Annotated in this window: 17 protein-coding genes; 15 read left to right on the top strand and 2 right to left on the bottom strand. The window is 70.6% G+C overall.

The annotated features are described in order from the left end of the window. Position 1: 1 nt before the first annotated feature. From QJS31_RS01540 to QJS31_RS01490, 11 genes are read left to right on the top strand one after another with little or no spacing between them, the layout of a single operon-like run. Positions 2-1,903, top strand: a complete 1,902-nt coding sequence (locus QJS31_RS01540) for an AMP-binding protein (RefSeq protein WP_306355767.1) — start codon at positions 2-4, stop codon at positions 1,901-1,903. Continuing rightward, the gene (locus QJS31_RS01535; RefSeq protein ID WP_306355766.1) at positions 1,900-3,372 is read left to right on the top strand and encodes an acyl-CoA dehydrogenase family protein; all 1,473 of its coding nucleotides are present in this window, start codon (positions 1,900-1,902) and stop codon (positions 3,370-3,372) included. Before QJS31_RS01540 ends, QJS31_RS01535 begins: the two co-directional genes overlap by 4 nt. Continuing rightward, positions 3,362-4,567 carry an acyl-CoA dehydrogenase family protein gene (locus tag QJS31_RS01530; protein WP_306355765.1) on the top strand — a complete coding sequence of 402 codons (1,206 nt, stop codon included), beginning with the start codon at positions 3,362-3,364 and terminating at the stop codon, positions 4,565-4,567. The genes QJS31_RS01535 and QJS31_RS01530 overlap by 11 nt, the downstream gene beginning before the upstream one ends. Beyond that, positions 4,564-4,929, top strand: a complete 366-nt coding sequence (locus tag QJS31_RS01525) for a 2Fe-2S iron-sulfur cluster-binding protein (protein ID WP_282780332.1) — start codon at positions 4,564-4,566, stop codon at positions 4,927-4,929. Before QJS31_RS01530 ends, QJS31_RS01525 begins: the two co-directional genes overlap by 4 nt. Beyond that, complete coding sequence (locus tag QJS31_RS01520; RefSeq protein ID WP_282780334.1) at positions 4,919-5,347, top strand: Zn-ribbon domain-containing OB-fold protein; 429 nt, start codon at positions 4,919-4,921, stop codon at positions 5,345-5,347. The genes QJS31_RS01525 and QJS31_RS01520 overlap by 11 nt, the downstream gene beginning before the upstream one ends. Further along, positions 5,347-6,492, top strand: coding sequence for a thiolase family protein (locus QJS31_RS01515; RefSeq protein WP_282780336.1), 1,146 nt, complete (start codon positions 5,347-5,349; stop codon positions 6,490-6,492). Before QJS31_RS01520 ends, QJS31_RS01515 begins: the two co-directional genes overlap by 1 nt. An 8-nt stretch (positions 6,493-6,500) precedes the next feature. Continuing rightward, on the top strand, positions 6,501-6,692 hold the full coding sequence (locus tag QJS31_RS01510) for a ferredoxin (RefSeq protein ID WP_282780338.1): 192 nt from the start codon (positions 6,501-6,503) through the stop codon (positions 6,690-6,692). A gap of 55 nt (positions 6,693-6,747) precedes the next feature. Next, positions 6,748-6,972, top strand: a complete 225-nt coding sequence (locus QJS31_RS01505; RefSeq protein WP_282780340.1) for a biotin/lipoyl-containing protein — start codon at positions 6,748-6,750, stop codon at positions 6,970-6,972. Positions 6,973-6,977: 5 nt separating this feature from the next. Further along, positions 6,978-8,432: a carotenoid oxygenase family protein gene (locus QJS31_RS01500; protein WP_282780342.1), complete on the top strand. Its 1,455-nt coding sequence runs from the start codon at positions 6,978-6,980 to the stop codon at positions 8,430-8,432. After that, complete coding sequence (locus tag QJS31_RS01495) at positions 8,429-9,439, top strand: NADP-dependent oxidoreductase (protein WP_306355764.1); 1,011 nt, start codon at positions 8,429-8,431, stop codon at positions 9,437-9,439. The genes QJS31_RS01500 and QJS31_RS01495 overlap by 4 nt, the downstream gene beginning before the upstream one ends. A 44-nt stretch (positions 9,440-9,483) precedes the next feature. Beyond that, a complete protein-coding gene (locus QJS31_RS01490) occupies positions 9,484-11,082 on the top strand; it encodes an aldehyde dehydrogenase family protein (protein ID WP_282780346.1) in 1,599 nt (532 codons plus the stop codon). Positions 11,083-11,299: 217 nt separating this feature from the next. Here the strand turns inward: QJS31_RS01490 and QJS31_RS01485 are convergent, their stop codons facing one another. After that, complete coding sequence (locus QJS31_RS01485) at positions 11,300-11,821, bottom strand: PadR family transcriptional regulator (RefSeq protein WP_282780348.1); 522 nt, start codon at positions 11,819-11,821, stop codon at positions 11,300-11,302. Positions 11,822-11,857: 36 nt separating this feature from the next. Here QJS31_RS01485 and QJS31_RS01480 point away from each other — a divergent pair, with 36 nt between their 5' ends. Both QJS31_RS01480 and QJS31_RS01475 read left to right on the top strand, forming a co-directional pair. Continuing rightward, positions 11,858-12,445, top strand: a complete 588-nt coding sequence (locus QJS31_RS01480; RefSeq protein WP_282780350.1) for a hypothetical protein — start codon at positions 11,858-11,860, stop codon at positions 12,443-12,445. A gap of 41 nt (positions 12,446-12,486) precedes the next feature. After that, a complete protein-coding gene (locus QJS31_RS01475; protein ID WP_306355763.1) occupies positions 12,487-12,954 on the top strand; it encodes a GNAT family N-acetyltransferase in 468 nt (155 codons plus the stop codon). Between the two features lie 6 nt (positions 12,955-12,960). On the opposite strand, the gene QJS31_RS01470 is transcribed toward QJS31_RS01475, so the two are convergent. Next, positions 12,961-13,566: a TetR/AcrR family transcriptional regulator gene (locus QJS31_RS01470; RefSeq protein WP_282780355.1), complete on the bottom strand. Its 606-nt coding sequence runs from the start codon at positions 13,564-13,566 to the stop codon at positions 12,961-12,963. A 97-nt stretch (positions 13,567-13,663) separates the two neighbouring features. Between QJS31_RS01470 and QJS31_RS01465 the strand changes: the two genes are divergently transcribed. Both QJS31_RS01465 and QJS31_RS01460 read left to right on the top strand, forming a co-directional pair. Further along, complete coding sequence (locus QJS31_RS01465) at positions 13,664-14,545, top strand: metal-dependent hydrolase (protein ID WP_282780357.1); 882 nt, start codon at positions 13,664-13,666, stop codon at positions 14,543-14,545. Beyond that, positions 14,542-15,573 (top strand): PDR/VanB family oxidoreductase, encoded by a 1,032-nt coding sequence (locus tag QJS31_RS01460; protein ID WP_282780359.1) that lies wholly within the window; start codon positions 14,542-14,544, stop codon positions 15,571-15,573. The genes QJS31_RS01465 and QJS31_RS01460 overlap by 4 nt, the downstream gene beginning before the upstream one ends. Positions 15,574-15,580 lie beyond the last annotated feature (7 nt).

Below are 15,580 nucleotides of genomic sequence, written 5' to 3'. Positions count from 1 at the left end.
CGTGGCGTACGGAGTGGCGGCGGTCGCGCGCCGTGATCCGGACGGGGTCGCCGTCACCGACGGCGACCTCGAATGGTCGTGGTCGCAGTTGAATTCGATGATCAACCGCACGGTCGGCTGGCTGCTGTCCCTCGAGGTGGGGAAGGGACAGCGCGTGGCGATCATGGCGGAGAACGGGCTGTACACGGCGCTGGCCCATCTGGCCACCACCTACGCGGGGCTGTCTGTGGTGCCGGTGAACTTCCAGCTCACCGCGGCCGAGGTGCGGCACATCCTCGACGACGCGGGGGTGCATGCGGTGCTGTGCTCGGCGCGCTGCGCGGCGACGGTGCGGGCGGCGAGCGAGACGGTGCGTGTCATCGCCTGGGAGACAGCGGAAGTCGCCGGACTCGCGGCCGGGGAGACACCGGAGGGTGCCGACGCCCCGGGGCGGGTGACACGTGGGGCTTCCGACGCCCCGGCGCGGGTGACACGTAGGGGTTCCGGTGACGTGGGGTGGGTGACACGTGGGGCTTCCGACGCCCCGGCGCGGGTGACACGTAGGGGTTCCGGTGACGTGGGGTGGGTAGCACGCGCGGGTTCCGGAGACACAGGGCGGATAACACGCGCGGGTTCCGGCGACGCGGGGTGGGTAGCACGCGCGGATTCCGGAGACGCGGGGCGGGTAATGCGCGGGGGTTCCGCGGAGGTGGGCGGCGAGACGGTCGATGCGGGGCGTGCTGCCGGGGGCGGGGGGAGTGCCGCCGTGGAGTGTTTCGAGCGGCTCGTCGCGGGATTCCCCGATGACGAGCCGTCGGAGCTGATCGTCCCGGCCGCACCGCTGTACTACACCTCCGGCACCACCGGACTGCCCAAGGGGGTGCGGCTGCCGGAGCAGATGTATCCCACCGGTGCGAATATGGTCGAGCACGTACGCCGCATCGACCGATCGCCGGTGCGGCCCAGGGGTCGCCACCTCATCGTCGGACCCATGCACCACACCGGCCCCATCGGCGGCGTGCGCGGGCTGGCGGTCGGCAACCCGCTGGTCATCCTGCGGCGCTTCGACGCCGAAGGGGTGCTGCGGTTCATCGACCGCTACCGGATCGAATCCTCGATGATGGTGCCCACGCACTTCTCCCGGCTGCTCGCGCTGCCCGCCGCGATCCGCCAGCGCTACGACGTGGGCAGCGTGCGCTCGATCGTGCACACCGGCGCGAGCTGTCCGGTGCACGTCAAGCGCGCCATGATCGACTGGTTCGGCCCGGTCCTGTTCGAGGCCTACGGGTCCACCGAGGTGGGGACGGTGACCTTCATCGACTCCACGGAATGGCTGGCCCACCCCGGCTCGGTCGGGCGCGCGATGCCCGGATACGAGTTGAGCATCCGCGCCCAGGACGGCAGCGAACTGGGCCCGGGCACACCAGGACTGGTGTGTGCGCGCTCCGCCCTCGGGATGCGCCCGGAGTACCACAACGACCCGGAGAAGACCGCCCGCAGCTACCTCGACGGGGACGTGTTCGTCATCGGCGAGATCGGCTATCTCGACGCGGACGGCTACCTGTATCTCACCGACCGCGCCTCGGACATGGTGGTCAGCGGCGGGGTGAACGTGTACCCGGCCGAATCCGAGGCGGTACTGCGCACCCATCCCGGCGTATTCGACGTGGCCGTCATCGGCATCCCGCATCCGGATATGGGCGAGCAACTGTGCGCCCTGGTGGTACCGACCGAGCGGCCCCCGACCGCCGCCGAACTCGTCACCTGGTGCCGAGAACGCTTGGCGCACTACAAATGTCCCGCCCTGGTCGAATTCGTCGACACCGAACTGCGCACCGTCATGGGCAAGATCGACAAGCGAACCCTGCGCGACCGCTACCTGACCGGACGCGTGGCCGCCGCCGTCCCCGGGAGCGCGTCATGAGCGCGCCCGAGGCCGGGACGGCCCCGGCGACGCTCCCACCGCTGTTCGCGTTCACCTCGGAGCACACCGCGCTCCGAGAGGTACTACGGAAGTTCTTCGCCACCCGCGCGGGTATCGAAGGCACCGCGACCCGGAAGGGCGCGGGCGGTGTGGCGACCCGGGAGGGCAGCGCTACCCGGGAGGATGCTGCTACCCGGGAGGATGCTGCTACCCGGGAGAGCGCGGTCGGTGTGGTGAGCCGAGAGGGGACGAGCGGTGTAGTGATCCGGGAGGGCGGCGCTGACCGGGCTGGCAGTGCCCTCCGGGAGGGGGCCGAGGATCTGGCCACCGGGGACGGCGCGGACGATACGGCCACCCCGGCGGATACCGCCGATCCGACCGCTTGGCGGGCGCTGCTCGGCGATATCGGCGTGGACGACATGCTGTTCGACCGCGAGGGTGCGGCATCGGCGAGTACGCCGGTCGATCTCGCCATTCTCGCCGAGGAAGCCGGTGCCGCACTGTACGGCGGCCCGCTGCTCCCGGCCGCACTGCTGGGCGTACTGCTCGGCCATCTCCGGGACGAGCAGCCCGCCTTGGCCGCCCGTCTGCTGCGGCACCCGAGGGTGGCCCTGGATCCGGCGGTGCTCGACTCGCCGGTGCTGGACGCGGCGACGCTCGGCTCTGCGGCGCTTGATCCGGCGGCGCTCGACCCCGCCGTTCTCGACCCAGCGGCGCAGGGCCTCGAGGGGCCGGGCGATCGCCCGAACCGGCTGACGGTTCGTCGCGGCCCGGCGGGGCCGCTGGGTGACGGCACGGTGGCACCGGTGTGGCATCTCGCGGGTGCGGAGGCGATCATGTGCGCGGCGTCGGTCGACGGCGTGCCGGGCGTGGTCGTCCTGACGGGCGACACCGGCGGTGTCGGCGTCGGTGCGCTCACGGCGTTCGACCCGTCCTGGTCGCTGGGGCGACTCGAATGCCGGCGGGCCGCAGTGGAACTCGTGGTCATCGAGCAGACGGTGATCGCGGCGCTGCGGCGGCGAGGCAGGCTGCTGGTCGCGGCCGAACTGCTCGGTGTCGCGCAGCGGGCCTTCGACCGGACCGTGGAGTACGTCGCGCGGCGCGTTCAGTTCGGGCGGACCATCGGGTCGTTCCAAGCGGTCAAACACCGGCTCGCCGATCTGCTCATCCAGGTCGAACTCACCCGGTCGGCGGTGTACGGGGCGGCCTGGCGACTCGGGGCGGCGCGCGAGGACCCGCGCATCGACAGCGATCTCGCGGTGGCCGCCGCCCTGGCCGCCGATACCGCCACCACCGTCACCAAAGCGGCGGTGCAGCTGCACGGCGGTATCGCCATCACGTGGGAGCACTGGGCGCACCGGTATCTGCGGCGGGCACACGCCATGGTCGCGCTCACCGGCAGCGCGAGCGACCATCGGCGGCGGCTCGCCGAACTCGTGGATCTCGAGGACGGTGCGTATGACCACTGAGACAACCGATCTCGACACCCTGCGGCAGGAGACGGAAGCCTGGGTCCGCGCCCGGCTGCCCGAATCGTGGGTGCGCACCATCGATTCCGGCGCGACCGGAACCGATCCGGCGCTCGCCGATCCGGCGGCGGCCCGGGAGTGGTACACCGCCCTGTGCGAGCGCGGCTGGGCGGTGCCGCACTGGCCCGTCGAATACGGTGGCGCGGGACTGTCCGACGCCGAGGCCGCCGTGGTGGCCGCGGTGATCGCCCGCTACCGGGCCGATCTGCCCGGTCCGTACTTCGTGTCCCGCACCCTGATCGGACCCACCGTCATGGCCTGGGGCAGCCCGGAGCAGCGGCGGCACTACCTGCCCGGCATCGCCGCCGGCACCGACGTGTGGTGCCAGCTGTTCAGCGAACCCGGCGCGGGCTCGGACCTGGCCGGGCTGGCCACCCGCGCCACATCCGACGGCGACCGCTGGATCGTGCGCGGACAGAAGGTGTGGAGTTCCTTCGCCGACCGGGCCCGCTACGGCATGCTGCTCGCGCGCACCCATCCCGAACGGCCCAAACACGCCGGCATCAGCTGCTTTCTGCTCGATATGCACACACCCGGCGTCACCGTGCGCCCGCTGCGCCAGCTCACCGGGGAACAGCACTTCTGCGAGGTGTTCCTCGACGAGGTGGTGGTGCCCGACACGGACCGGCTCGGCGGCGTGGGGGAGGGCTGGCGGGTCGCGCTGTCCACCCTGAGCGCCGAAAGATCCGGCCTCTCCGACAGTTCCGAGGCGAGCGGGGTGCCGCTGGCTCCGGTGCTGGCGCTGGCCCGCGCCACGGGCGGTTGGCGCGATCCGGTGCTGCGCGATCGGCTCACCGCCCTGCTGGTCACCGAACGCGCACTGCACCTGACCACTCTGCGGAATCGGGCGAGTGCGGCCGACGGACCGCGCGGCTCCATCACCAAACTCGCGCAATCGGAGCTCTCCCAACGCATTTCCGAGATCGGTTACGAGATCGCGGGCGCGCGGGCCGCCTACTCCGACGACGCGGCCCTCACCCCCGGCGCGTACGCGCTGCTGGACAGCCGACGACTGACCATCGCGGGCGGCACCTCGGAGATCCAGCGCACCATCATCGCCGAACGCGTGCTCGGCCTGGACCGGGAACCCGACCCCGAGCGCGGCAGGCCCTGGAACGAAACGCGGCACGGATGAGCGGGACCGACAGCGACCACGGCCCGACGGTGACGGTGCGCCCGTCCGGCCTGCGATTCACCGCCGCGAGCGGACAATCCGTGATGGCCGCCGCCCAGGCGGCCGGATACCGCTGGCCCACCATCTGCGGGGGTCTCGGCGACTGCCTGGTCTGCCATATCGAGGTGCTCGACCACCCCGAGCATCTGTCCGAACCGGCCGACACCGAAACCCAGGCGGTGCGCCAGCTGCGGGCGCGCGGCGGCGGGCCGGTGCGCCTGGCCTGTCAGGCGCGCGTGCACGGCGATGTGGTGGTGCTCAAGCGCGGGGTGCGCGGCCGTCCCCGGGCAACGGATCAGGAGATGAGCGATCGTGACCGATGAACTGATCGACCCCCAGCTGATGGTGTCGGCCGGGGGCCGCTACCGCCTGCGGGGCGGGCGCTGCGCGGGCTGCGGCGACCACCACTTCCCGCTCGGCGCCACCTGCCCGCGCTGCGGCGGCGCGGAGATCGCGGAGACGGTACTCGCCGACGAGGGCGTGCTGTGGAGCTGGACGGTGCAACGCTTCCCGCCGCCGAGCCCGCCCTACACACGTCGGCCCGACGACTTCGTGCCCTTCGGACTCGGCTATGTGGAACTGCCCGGCCAGTTGATCGTGGAGACACTGCTCACCGACAGCGATCCAGCACGCCTGCGCATCGGTATGCCCATGCGCATGACCACCCTGCCGGTGCCCGTCGAATCCGGGCGAACGGCAACCACTTTCGCATTCGCGCCCATCGACGAAGGGGAACGGTGATGTCCGAGACCGCCGTCATCGGGGTCGGCTGCCGACCCTTCGGCCGCTACCGCGACACCACCGCCCGAGCGCAGGCCGTGCTCGCCGTGCGGCAGGCGCTCGACGACGCGGGCGTGGACTGGTCGGATATCGACTACGCGGTGGGCGGCAGCCTGTCCGGTGGATCGGCCGACAGCCTGGTCACCGAACTCGGGCTCACCGGGGTGCCGTTCGTCAATGTCCTCAACGGGTGCGCCACCGGCAGCAGCGCGCTGCTGGCCGCCGTGCACGCCATCGACTCCGGCGCGGCCGAACTCGCGCTGGTGGTCGGCTTCGACGCCCACCCGCGCGGCGCGTTCACCATCTCCACCGCGCACCTGGGACTCGGCGGCTGGTACGGCAGTACCGGAATGGCGGTGACCGCGCAGTTCTTCGCCCTGAAGATCCAGCGTTACCTGTACGAGCACCGGCTGCCGCCGCGACTGCTCGGCCGGGTGGCGGCCAAGGCGTTCCACAACGGGTCGCTGAATCCGAATGCCTGGCGGCGCAAGGCGCTGTCGGTGGACGACGTCGAGGGCTCACCCATGCTGGTGGACCCGCTGCGGCAGTACATGCTGTGCTCACCCGGCGACGGCGCGACCGCACTCGTACTGTCGAGTGCCAAGGCGGCCAAGGGCTTTCGCGCCGACCCCGTGTACGTGGCGGGGGTCGCGGTGCGCACCCGCACGCCGGGCTCGTTCGAGGTGCTCAGCCCGTCGCTGTCCATCCGGCGCGGGGACAGCCCGACCGTGGACGCCGCCCGGGCGGTGTACGAACAGGCCGGAATCGGGCCCGCGGACATCGATATCGCCCAGGTGCAGGACACCGACGCGGGCGCGGAGATCATCCATCTGGCCGAGACCGCCCTGTGCGAGCACGGCGAGCAGACCGCGCTGATCGAGGGCGGGGCCACCGGCCTGGGCGGTCGCCTGCCCGTCAACACCGACGGCGGCTGCCTGGCCAACGGGGAACCTATCGGGGCGTCCGGCCTGCGGCAGCTGCACGAGAACGTCCTGCAATTGCGTGGCGCGGCCGGTGCGCGACAGGTGGCCCGGCCGGTGCGCACCGCGCTGTCCCATGTCTACGGTGCGCCCGGATTGAGCGGCTGCACCGTGCTGACCCGGTGAGGTGAGTCGTGAAGGTAGTGGTGAGCCGGGACCTGTGCGTCGGGCACGGACTGTGCGAGGCGGTCTCGGACGAATTGTTCGCCGTCGGCGACGACGGCGTGGCGCGGGTGCTGCTCGCCGAATTATCCGATGCGCAAGGCGAACTCGCGGCGCAGGCGGTGGCCGCCTGTCCCAGCCGCGCCCTGCGCCTGGAGCAGTAGAACGGTGCGGACCTCGGGTCCGGTGAACGAAAGCGGAAGTCGTATGGAGATCAGGATGCCCAAACTCGACGTGTCGATGACCGACGGCACCTTTCTCGGCTGGCTGGTGCCCGACGGCACCGCTGTGACCGAGGGGGAGCCGCTGTACACGGTGGGCACCGACAAGGTGGAGACCGAGATCCCCGCCCCCGTCGGCGGCGTGCTGCGCTACGGCGCGGTCGAGGTGGACGTCGACTATCCGGTGGGCACCCCGCTGGGCGTGCTGGAACGGGAGGGCTGAACACCATGGTGGGCACCCGATATCGCGAAAGTCCCTTCCTCACCGGCCATCACCGGCCCACCCGGATGGAGGTGGACGCCCCCGACCTGTTCGTCGAGGGCGAGCTGCCCGACGATCTGGCGGGGGTCTTCTACCGCAACGGCGCGGAGCCGCTGTATCCGCCCACCGACGAGGACTACCACTGGTTCGACGGCGACGGCATGGTGTACGCCTTCTTCTTCGACGGCCGCCGGGTCTCGATGCGCAACCGCTGGGTGCGCACCGACAAGCTGCTGCTGGAAATGAAGGAGGGCAGACGGCTTTTCGGCGTGCACGGCAACCCGGCCAGCACCGATCCGCTGGCCGCGGGCACCCGGTACAACACCGCCAACACCAATGTCGTCCTGCACGGCGGCAAGCTGCTCGCGCTCATGGAGGGCGCGCCGCCGGTCGAACTCGACCCGCGGACCCTCGACACCATCGGCGAGGAACACTACGGCGGCGTGGTCACCACGACCTTCGGCGCGCACCCGACCGTGGACCACGCCACCGGCGAGCTGATCAATATCGGCTCCATCGCGCGCCGCGGCGGCACCGCACCCGAATTGCGCTACGACATCATCGATTCCGACGGCACCCCGATCGTCACCGAAACCGTGCCGCTACCGCATCAGAGCATGCTGCACACCTTCTTCGTCACCGAGAACCACGTGGTGTTCCCGGTGACGCCGCTGGACGTCAGCCTGCGACGGGCCATGGCGGGCGGGCCGATGGTGGCGTGGGATCCCGACCGCCCCACCAAACTCGGGGTCATGCCCCGTCGCGGCGGGGCGGCCGACGTGCGCTGGTTCGAGGCCGCGCCCCGGCACATGATGCACCAGGCCAATGTGTGGGAGGAGGACGGCCGCATCGTCGCCGATGTGGCGGCCGCCGAGGGCACCGCGCTGTTCCCGGACGTCGACGGCCGCCGCCGCACCCACCGGGAGACGCGACAGAGCCTGCGGCGCTGGGTGATCGACCCGGCCGCGCACACCGACGTGGTGCGCGAGGAGATCCTCAACGACCGCGACATCCAGTTCCCCCGGCCCGACGACCGCCTCACGACGCGACCCAGCCGCTACGCCTTCGCCAACAGCAACCTGCACTCGGTGGACGGCCGCGCCGACGGCATGGACTCGGTGGTGCGGGTGGACACCCGCACCGGGGCCGAGGACATCTACCACTTCGGGGACGGGGCCGCCGCCGGTGAACTCATCTTCGCCCCCCGCGTCGGAGCCACCGACGAAGTGGACGGATACGCACTGACTCTCGTCCACGCGGCCGGTGCCGCCGACACCGAGCTGGCGGTGTTCGCGGCCGGTGATCTGGCATCCGGACCGCTGGCCCGGGTGCGGATACCGTTCGCGATTCCGAGCGGATTCCACTGCAACTACTACAGCGTCGACAGTCCGCTGTACCGGCAGGCGCTGGGGGCACGATGACACGGTCACGGGAATGGCGGCTGATCGCCCGCCCGCAGGGCGAGCCGACACCGCGCGACTTCGAACTCGCCGGCGTCACCCTGGACGAACCGGGGCCGGGGCAGATACTCGTGGCCAACGAGTGGCTGTCGGTGGACCCGTACATGCGCGGTCGCATGAACGCGGGCAGATCGTATATGCCGCCCTTCGAACTGGGCCGGGCCATGTCGGGCGGGGCCGTCGGCACCGTCACCGCCTCGTGCGCGGCGTCGATTCCGGTGGGTGCGAGCGTGATCCACTTCGCGGGCTGGCGGGAATACGCCGTCCTCGACGCGAGCGACGCGCAGCCGGTGGACGTGCGGCGCTCCCCGGCACAGGCGTATCTGGGCGTACTGGGCGCGACCGGGCTGACCGCGTACGTGGGGCTGACCGATATCGCCGGGGTGCGGGCGGGCGATACCGTCTTCGTCTCCGGAGCGGCGGGCGCGGTCGGCTCGGTGGCCGGACAGATCGCCCGCAATCTGGGTGCCGCCCGGGTGATCGGCTCGGCGGGCGGGCGGGACAAGTGCGCACGCCTGCTCGACGACTTCGGCTTCGACGCCGCCATCGACTACCGCCGCGGCGATATCGCGGCCCAGTTGGCCGCCGCCGCACCCGAGGGCATCGACGTCTACTTCGACAATGTCGGCGGCGAACACCTTCAGGCGGCGCTGACCGTCCTCAACGACTTCGGGCGGGTGGCGCTGTGCGGTGCCGTCTCGGTGTACAACGACACCGACCCGGCTCCGGGGCCGAACAATCTGCACCTGGCCACCCGCAAACGAATCACCCTGCGCGGCTTCCTGGTCGGCGACCACACCGCACGAGCGGGGGAGTGGGTGCGCACCGCCGCGGGCTGGCTGGCCGACGGCACCCTCCGCGCGGAGGAGACCGTCGTCGAGGGCATCGACCACGCCGTGGACGCCTTCCTGGACATGATGCGCGGGGCCAATACCGGCAAGATGCTGGTGCGGCTGCCCCGCGCGTGACGAACCGGCAGATCCTGCCGGACGAACCGATCGAGGGGATTCCCGTGTCGAATACCGCCACACCCGACACCACCGGCCGTGCGCCCGACACCGCCGCTATCGACGTGCGCGATCCGGCGACCGGCCGCGTCGTCGGACGGGTCACCGACCACTCGGCGGCCGCGGTCGCCGAGGCCGTGCGGCAGCTGCGCGCGCGGCAGCCGGAATGGGAGGCCATCGGGGTGCGCGAGCGCGCGAAATGGCTGCGCGCATTCCAGGACTGGCTGCTGGACAACGGATCCCGGCTCACCGAGGTGGTGCGATCGGAGACCGGTAAGACCCGGTTCGACGCGGAGATCGAGGTGCCCGCCGCCGTCGATCTCGCGAAGTACTGGGCCGACCGCGCCGAGCGCTTCCTCGCCGACGAGCGGCCCCGGCCACACAGTCCGATCGGCCTCACCAAACGACTGGTCTCGACCGTGCGGCCGCATCCGGTGGTCGGCATCGTCACGCCGTGGAATCTGCCGCTGCTCAACCCCTGCTTCGACGCCTTCGCCGCACTGCTGGCCGGTGCCGCCGTGCTCGTGAAGCCGTCCGAGGTGACACCGCTGAGCGCGGTGGAGCTGGCGCGCGGCTGGGCCGAGATCGGTGCGCCGCCGGTGTTCAGCGTGCTGACCGGTGGCGGCGACACCGGCCGGGCGGTGGTGGACACCGTGGATTTCGTGCAGTTCACGGGATCCACCCGCACCGGCCGCGCCATCGCGGCCGCCTGCGCGCAGCGGCTCATCCCCTACAGCCTGGAGCTGGGCGGGAAGGATCCGGCCATCGTGCTGGCCGACGCCGATATCGACCGCGCCGCCGCCGGAGTCGCCTACGGGGCGTTGTTCAATGCGGGGCAGGTGTGCATTTCGGTGGAGCGGGTGTACGTCGAGGCAGCCGTCTACGACCGCTTCGTGGAGCGGCTGGTCGGCGAGGTGCGGGCGCTGCGGCAGGGCCGCGACGGCCGGGCGTTCACCCACGATATCGGTGCGATGGCGACCGCCGCGCAATGCGATATCGTCACTCGGCACGTCGCGGACGCCGTCGCCAAGGGCGCGCGAATCCTGTGCGGCGGCAAGGCGTTCGGCGGCGGGCGCTATTTCGAGCCGACCGTGCTGGCTGATGTCGACCACACCATGCTCTGCCTCACCGAGGAGACCTTCGGACCGCTCATCCCGGTCGTCGCGGTGGCCGACGAGGACGAGGCGGTGCGGCTGGCCAACGATTCGGTATACGGCCTGTCCGCCACGGTGTGGACCGGCGACCGCCGCCGCGGCGAACGCGTCGCCCGCCGCCTCGAGGTCGGAGCGGTCAATGTCGACGACGCCTTCGCCAATCTCATGAGCTTCGCCCTGCCCATGGGCGGCTGGAAGGATTCGGGCATCGGCGCGCGCTGGGGCGGCGCGGCGGGAATCCGCAAGTACTGCCGCCAACAGGCCATCACCGTCCCGCGCGGCCCCGCCCTACCCCGCGAGCCACTGTGGTACCCGGCCTCCCGGCTACGCTCCCGTCTGGTCACCACGCTCATGCGCGCCGTGGATGCCCGCGGTCGGCGCAGACTACCGATACCGACCCGCCGAACCCGTCAGACCCTGACCGACGACATCGCGCGGTCGCGGCCATGACATCGCGCTCATGGGTGCTTATCGCTGATATCGCGCGCCATTGCGCATGGCCGCCGCCACCGCGTACCCGAGTGTGCGATGTGCCGACCGATCCGCGTGGTGCCGGGATGGTCAGCGGCCCCTGGGACCGCACGGACGGTGATACCTGGTCTACCGCGACTTCGGGTGGGCCGGAGGGACTTCGCCGTGCTCGAGCCCTGCGCGGTGCCGGGGTTGGCTACCGGTCCGGGTCGGGGAGTTGGGTGAGCGCCCACTGTGCCCACTCCCGGTTCATGGCGTGGAAGCGCTCGCCCCATTCCATGGCGATGCGGCCGTAGCGGGACAGGTCGCTCTCGCTCCATGCGGTGGTCTCCCGCAGCGCGGACAGATCGGCCTGCGCGGTGGCGGCGGTGGTCGCGATCTCGGTCAGATAGTCCCGGGCATGCTCGGGCACGATGCCGAGAAAGAAGACGCGCAGCAGCATGTCGTTGCGGTTGCGGCGCTTGGGTTCGGTGGTGGTGAGCCAGGTGCGCAGCTCGTCGCGTCCGGTCTCGGTGAGCGTGTACTCCTTGCGTCCGCGCGGTCCCTCGTCCGAGACGGCGATCAGGCCCGCCTCGGCCAGGGTGGCGAGTTCGGTGTAGATCTGGCTCTGCGTCGCGGGCCAGACATTGGCCAGGGATTCCCGGAAGCTGCCCAGCAGGTCGTAGCCGCTGGCCGGGCGTTCGGCCAGTAGTCCGAGCAAAGCGTGGCGGAGGCTCATACCCCCACCTTACATTCCAGAGTTGACATGTCGAATATGGAATATCATGCTGACCGGGTGGCCTACCTACGCACCTTCGCGCCCTGGATCGTCTACGCCGCCGTCCCGACGCACTACTGGCGGTGGTCCGCACTGCTCGCCACGGGGATCGCGCTCGCGGGTATCGCCCACCAGCGCCGGGCCGGGCGCGGCTGGGACGCGTTGGTGCTCGAGCTGGGCTCGGCGGCGTTCTTCGCCGTGATCACCGTCGTCGCCTTCGCCGGCCCGGGCGCGGGCCTGCACGACTACACGCCGGCCCTCGCCAATGCGGTCTTGGCGGTCATCGCCGGCGTTTCGCTCGCGCTGCGCGCGCCGTTCACCCTGTCGATCGCCAAACAGTCGGCGCCGCGTGAATTCTGGGAGCAGCCGCTGTTCGTTCGCACCGGATACGTGCTCACCTCGGTGTGGACGGCGAGTTTCGCCCTCGGCGCGCTCGCGCTCGCGGCGCTCGCCCACGCGCCGACGCCGCGCGTCGTCGTACAGGTGCTCAGCTTCGCCATCCCGATGGTGTTCACCGTGCGCTATGTCGCGTGCGTCCGGAATCGTGCGCGAACGCTCGCCGCCGGACCCGGCCCCCGCGCGTAAATCCGTTGAACCGGACGGCCGCTCTCGGATACGAAGAGCGTGTGACGGAATCAGACGCCGGATCGGCGGTCGAACTGCGGAAACTCTGTGCGGATACGGTGTACGAGGTCTGCAAGCTCAGTACGACGCTGTCGGCGGAGCAGCGGAAGATGGTCGCGGACAATGGGATATCCATCGCGGAGGCGCACTTCTCGGAGACGGCGTGGTTTCGCGGCATCTACGTAGGTGACGAGCCGGTCGGCTTCCTCATGCTGGATCTCGGCATGGATATCGAGGAGCCGGGAGTATCGCTGTGGCGGTTCATGATCGCCGGGCCGCATCAGGGCAAGGGTTACGGCCGTCGTGCGCTAGAGATCGTCGTCGAGCAGCTGCGGGCGCGCGGGACCACGCGGTTCTACACCAGCTACCGGGTCGGTCCGGGCAGCCCGGAGGGGTTCTACCGGGCGCTCGGCTTCGAGCCCACCGGCGAACTGGTCGATGATGAGGTCGAGGCCGTGCTGCGCTGGTGAACGGCGTCAGCTCGGCAGGATCAGGGTGAGATAGGTACGGGCGAAGGCGGCCAGTTCCGCTTCGGAGCCGAGGTCGGTGGGTCCCACCGGTTGCAGGATGAGCGAGTGCACCACGCGACACCCGACCTCCACCCGGGTGGTGAGGTCGGGCGGTTCGGGTAGCTCCCTGTCCCGCAACGCGTTGCGGAGTATCTCGGTGGTGGCGGCGACCGAGATGGTGAAGAAGGCGCCGCCCTCGGTGGTGAGTTGCGGCAGCAGCCGATCCGGTTCGACGGTGAGCAGCCGCTCCACCAGCGGGTGGGCGCGCCAGCGCGTGACCACCATGACGAAGAGGTCGACGACGATATCGGCCATTTCCCGGTGCCGGGCCGGGATCTCGTGCAGTTCGGTGAGCAGTCGCTGGATCTCCCGGCCCGTCACCGCGCGGACCACATCGTCGCGGGAGCCCACGCGGCGGTACACCGTGACCCGGTCCACCTCGGCCTGCCGGGCGATGTCCTCGATCGTCGTCTTCTTCACTCCGACGCGACCGAATTGCACGAGAGCGGCGTCGAGAATGCGCTCTTCGATGGAATCGGCCTTGTTTCCCGAGGTGGCGGCGGCGGAGGACATGGTACGACGCTAGCAGCGATCGACCCGTTTGCAACAATCGCGGCCAATTTGTGGCTGCAACATTGCCATGGAGAATGTTGCACTGTACGGTCGGCCCATGGCTGATAACAGTGCAACGAGGCGCTCCTATCAGGAAGAAGCCCACGCCATCCACGCGCGTGACGTCCACTTCGATTTCTCGTCGGTGCCCATGCACTACATCCCGGGCGAGGTGCTGGCCACCCACGTCACCAATGTCATGCATCTGGTGCTGCCCGAGGGGGAGCGGGCCATGGCCGCCTGCCTCGCCGAGGCGCTACCGCATATCGACGACGAGCGGTTGCGCGAGGAGGTGGCCGGCTTCATCGGCCAGGAATCCAAGCACGCCAGCAGTCACGAGGGAGCGCGCACCCACCTCCAGTCCATCGGCCTCGACGTGGAGTCCTTCGTGGCGAAGGTGGCGTGGCTGGTCGATCGCGTCCTGGGCGATCAGGGGCTCAGCGGCAGGGCCAAGGAGGAATGGCTCAAGGAACGGCTCGGAATCTTCGCCGGGATGGAGCATTTCACCGCCGTGATCGGCGAATGGCTGCTCGAGTCGACAGCCCTGGAGGCAGCGGGCATGCATCCGACCATGCTGGATCTGGTGCGGTGGCACGGCGCGGAGGAGGTCGAGCACCGCAGCGTGGTATTCGACGCCTATATGCACGTCGACGGCGGCTACGGGCGGCGGGCGCGCACCGGGCTGCTGGCGACCGGAATGCTGTTGCCGCTGTTCGTGATCTCGACCGCCTACCTGTACGGCAAGGATCCCAGCCCGGACAAGGGCGGATTCTGGGGGCGGCAGTTCGTGAGCGCGACCGTGCGGGGGGTGATCCCCAGCTTCACCACCTTCTTCACCGAGCTGCCGCGCTACCTGCGGCCGGGATTCCATCCCTCGCAGCTGGGGTCGATGGACAATGCCCTGCGCTACCTGGCGCATTCCCCGGCGGCCCGGCCATGACCCGGGGCGATGCCGTCGCCACGCCGAGCCTGCGCCTGCTCGGCGTGGCCGTGGACGTCTACAAGCGGATCTTCACCACCCCCGCCATCTCACCGCCGAACCCGGTGCGGCACAGCGGATTCGACCTCGATGTCGTGGTCGAGTCGGTGTGCATCGAGGCGGTGGACGTGGAGAGCTTCACCCTGGTGACCGCCACGGGCGATCCGCTGCCCGCCTGGCGTCCCGGATCGCATCTGGACGTCTTCCTCCCCTCGGGGCGACAGCGACAGTACTCGCTGTGCGGCGACCCGAGCGACCGCGACCGCTACCGCATCGCCGTGCGGCGCATCGCGGACGGCGACGGTGGGTCGCGGGAGATGCACACCCTGCGGCCGGGTGACGCCCTGCGCATCAGGGGACCGCGCAACGCGTTCACCTTCGTCGAGACCGCGCCGTCGTATCTGTTCCTCGCCGCCGGAATCGGGATCACGCCGATCCTGCCCATGGTGCGGGCGGCCGGTCGGCGCGGACATCTGGTGTACACCGGGCGCTCGCGGGCCACCATGCCGTTTCTGGACGAACTGCCGCTGCATGCCGATATCCGGCCCGACGACGAATACGGGCCGCCCGATGTGCCCGCCATCCTCGCCACCGCCGCACCCGGTGCGGCCGTGTACGTCTGCGGCCCGCCGCCGGTGCTCGCCGCCGCGCAGCGCAGCTTCTTCTCGCTCGACCCGACGGGATCGCTGCACACCGAACGTTTCTCGGCGCTGCCGGTCACCGATGGCCGCGCCTTCCCGCTGCGCCTGGCGCACACCGGAACCCAGGTCACGGTCGGCAGCCGAGAGACCGTGCTGGACGCCGTCCGGCGGGTGAAACCCGATGCCGTCTACTCGTGCCGCCAGGGCTTCTGCGGTACCTGCCGCACCCGGGTGCTGGCCGGGGAGGTCGAGCACCGGGACCGGCTGCTGACCCCGGGCGAGCGCGCCGAGCACATGCTGACCTGCGTCTCCCGGTCCACCGGCGGGCCGCTCGTTCTCGACCTCTGACCGCGAA

The organism is Nocardia sp. CC213A, from assembly GCF_030766805.1.
In the GTDB taxonomy this organism is placed as follows: Bacteria; Actinomycetota; Actinomycetes; order Mycobacteriales; family Mycobacteriaceae; genus Nocardia; species Nocardia otitidiscaviarum.
The sequence above is the reverse complement of the archived record's forward strand: the minus strand, read 5'-3'. Positions and strand labels throughout refer to the sequence as shown.